2 protein-coding genes and 1 pseudogene are annotated in these 3,159 nt (G+C 68.6%); 2 read left to right on the top strand and 1 reads right to left on the bottom strand.

The genetic code is table 11. The features are described from left to right. The first annotated feature begins 101 nt into the window (after nt 1-101). Nucleotides 102-866, top strand: coding sequence for a helix-turn-helix transcriptional regulator (locus tag AB0L95_RS41950; RefSeq protein ID WP_365171913.1), 765 nt, complete (start codon nt 102-104; stop codon nt 864-866). 107 nt (nt 867-973) lie between these two features. On the opposite strand, the gene AB0L95_RS41955 is transcribed toward AB0L95_RS41950, so the two are convergent. Further along, nucleotides 974-2,617, bottom strand: a complete 1,644-nt coding sequence (locus AB0L95_RS41955) for an IS4 family transposase (protein ID WP_365171911.1) — start codon at nt 2,615-2,617, stop codon at nt 974-976. Between the two features lie 160 nt (nt 2,618-2,777). Here AB0L95_RS41955 and AB0L95_RS41960 point away from each other — a divergent pair. Further along, nucleotides 2,778-3,159, top strand: a pseudogene (locus tag AB0L95_RS41960) (transposase); the annotation flags it as partial.

Raw genomic sequence — 3,159 nt, forward strand, 5'->3', positions numbered from 1 at the left:
CCCCTCCTGGTCGGCCAGTCTGCGCACCCGCACAGGCTCAGCCACCACACCTCCAGCGGTCGGACCGTACGTCACCGTCCATCCAACCGGTCCAACCCGGACTGCGCAGGGGAGAGGTCGCCACGCTCGCCGGGGTGAGCGTCGAGTACTACACGCGCCTGGAGCGCGGCAACCTCCAAGGTGTCTCCGACAGCGTGCTGGACGCCCTGGCTCGCGCCCTGCGGCTGGATGCCACCGAGCGCATGTACCTGTACGACCTCGCCCGCGCTGCCGGGCCGGCGCCGCGGGCACGGCAGCGGGAGGTCCGGCCGACGGTGAGGCCGAGCGTGGCGCGGATCGTCGAAGGCATGCCGGGGATGCCGGCATACGTGATGAACAACCGCCTCGACATGCTGGCCGCCAACCCACTGGGCCGGGCCCTGCACTCGGAGATGTACGCCGACCCGACCTGCGGGGCGAACGTCGCCCGGTTCGCGTTCTTTAATCCAGCAGCCAGGTGGTTCTACACCGACTGGGAGCGCATGACCCGCTTCGCCGTGGGCGCGCTGCGCGTCGAGGCGGGGAAGAGTCCCTACGACCGGGAACTGTCGAACCTGATCGGTGAACTGTCCACCCGCAGCGACACCTTCCGCGTGATGTGGGGATCCAACGACGTACATGTCTTCCGCGAAAGCACCAAACGCCTCAACCATCCGCTCGTCGGAGACCTGGAACTCGATCAGGAGACCATGAGCCTGCCGGACGAAAGCGGCCTGAGCGTGGTCGTCTACAGCGCGCCCCCCGAAACCGCCGCCGAGGACGGCCTGAAACTGCTCGCCAGCTGGTCCGCCACAACCGGACTAGTACTGCAACCGCACCTGGCGTGACTTGTGTTGCTGGGGCTCGTTGGTGTGACTGTGTGCTGATGAACTGACGGTTGAGCAGGTCGAGTCTTGGTCCGAGGGGATAGCCAGGTTCCATCAAGGCCGGGTAGTTAGCGCTGGTGACCGGGGCGCAAGGCAGCGGCCGTTGGCGGTGCGGCTGCCGCGTAGCGGCCTGCACGGATCCTCTTGATCAGCCCTTTCTCGGTCCAGCGGGCGAGTTGCCGGTAAGTGGCGACGAGGGTGACGTCGCCGAGGAGCTCGGCGATCTCTCGGGCCCGCCACTGCCGCTCGGGCTCTTCCTGCAGCACGGCGAGGACGCGCGCCATGCGGTTGCTGGTTTTGCCGGCACCGACGTACTGGGGGACCGTGGCCGCTGGCAGTTCGGGGCGAGTGGGCGGGGGCTGTAGGAGCGTGATCGTCACGGCAGTCACCGTCTGGCCCGCGTCCGGGCGGCCGTCCAACTTCCGTTCCGCATATCGGGAGATGGGAGATTTCACCTTTCGGGTGCTGACGCGGGGCCGGCGTGCTGGCAGCAGCGCTGCCAAGATCCTGCTTCCAATTGTGCCGAGGCCCTGCTCGAGGATTCCTTCCGCGCGTACCAGCAGGTCGCGGGCTGTGTGGAGGGCGATGGTGAAGCCGCAGCGGTCGGGATCGGTGCCCGGCCGGGACTCCGCCGCCTCGACCATGGCCCGGCGTAGCAGCTGGTAGAGGACCAGCAGGGCCCACATCTCCTGCTCGACGCGGACCGGGTCGCACGAGCGCAGCACGCGCCCGTTGAGGATGGTGTGACGCAGCGCGTAATAGGCGCTCTCGTGTTCCCAGCGCTCGTGATAAAGGCGCACGAGGCGGTCGGCGGGGAAGCGGTGGGCGTCCAGCAGCGTGGTGACCAGGCGGTAGGTGCCTGCGAAGCCGCTGCCGTCCGCGCAGGTGACGCTGGCCTGGGCCTCGGTGATGCGTACCGGGACGCCGCCGATGGCCGACAGGTAGGAGGCATCTGCGAGGGTCTTCAGCACCGGTGGGCGGCGGCGCTGGCTGATGCGGCCCACGATGCGGGCGCCCGTGGTGTGCACGGCGGCGAGGAAGTCGTTGCCGTCGAAACCCCGGTCCCACAGCACCAGCATGTCGGGGCGAAGGTGCGAAAGCAGCCGGGTGGCGTAGGAGGTCTCGCCCTCCCTGGTAGGCCCGAAGATCGCGGCGATCACCGCCCGGGTTCCGGTCTCGACCAGCGTCATCAACTCGAGTTGGGGATAGCCGCCGTGCGGGCATCGGCCCAGCCAGCCCCGGTTGCGTTCGCTGTCGGCGGTCTTGATGGAGCTGCAGCCGTCGAAGGAGACAGTGCGGTAGGGGCCGAAACGGGCCCCGGGGGTGTGTGGTTGCGCCAGTGCTCCGGCCACCACCTCAAACAGGGTCTTCATCGGGGCGCAGCCCACCCGGCGTCGAAGATCGCGCAGGCCCTTCGTGCTCGGCGCCGGGAGGAGGCCGTCGAGTCCAGCCGTCATTTTGTCCCACACCAGCCGGTATCCGACCTCCGGGAACAGGCACATCGCCAGGAGGAAGTACACCCCGACCCGCGAAGGCAGATCCCGCAGCCGCTGCTGGACCGCACGGGTCTCCTCCAGGACGGCGTCCACCAGTTCGAAAGGCAGGAACGGCGTCAGTCCGCCCAGGTGCCCGGCGGCGAAACGCCCTGCGGCCAGGGTGATTTCCCGCGAGAGCGTCGCCAGGGCGGGCGGGGAGGCAGAATGTACAGGCAACGCGGCTCCATGGGCAGGACGTCTTGGTCGACACCTGCTTCAACGGGGCCGCGTTGATCACGTTCTGCACACCGCGACGGGCCCCGCTCCGCCCCGCCTTGCACCCCGGCCGGAAACCTTAACTACCCGGCCTTGCAGGTTCCATGCCCGGTTCGGACACCGTTTCGGCAGGTCGGAACCCCGTGGGCGGGCGCTGGACTACCTGACGGGGCTGCTTGCTCCCTTGGAGAGGAAGAACGGCTGGACGGTGTCCGAGCAGGTCGGACAGGTACGGCCCGACTCGGTCCAGCGCCTGCTCAACCACTCCGAGTGGGACGAGGACGCGGTCCGCGACGACGTACGCGCCTACGTGGTGGAGACCATCGGCGCCAGGGACGGAATCCTGATCGGGGACGACACCGGCTTTTTGAAGAAGGGCACCCGCTCCGCCGGTGTCCAGCGCCAGTACACCGGCACCGCGGGCAGGACCGAGAACTCCCAGATCGGGACTTTCCTGGCCTACGCCTCCTCGAAGGGCCGCGCGCTGATCGACCGCGAGCTGT

Source organism: Streptomyces sp. NPDC052036 (genome assembly GCF_040680495.1).
In the GTDB taxonomy this organism is placed as follows: Bacteria; Actinomycetota; Actinomycetes; order Streptomycetales; family Streptomycetaceae; genus Streptomyces.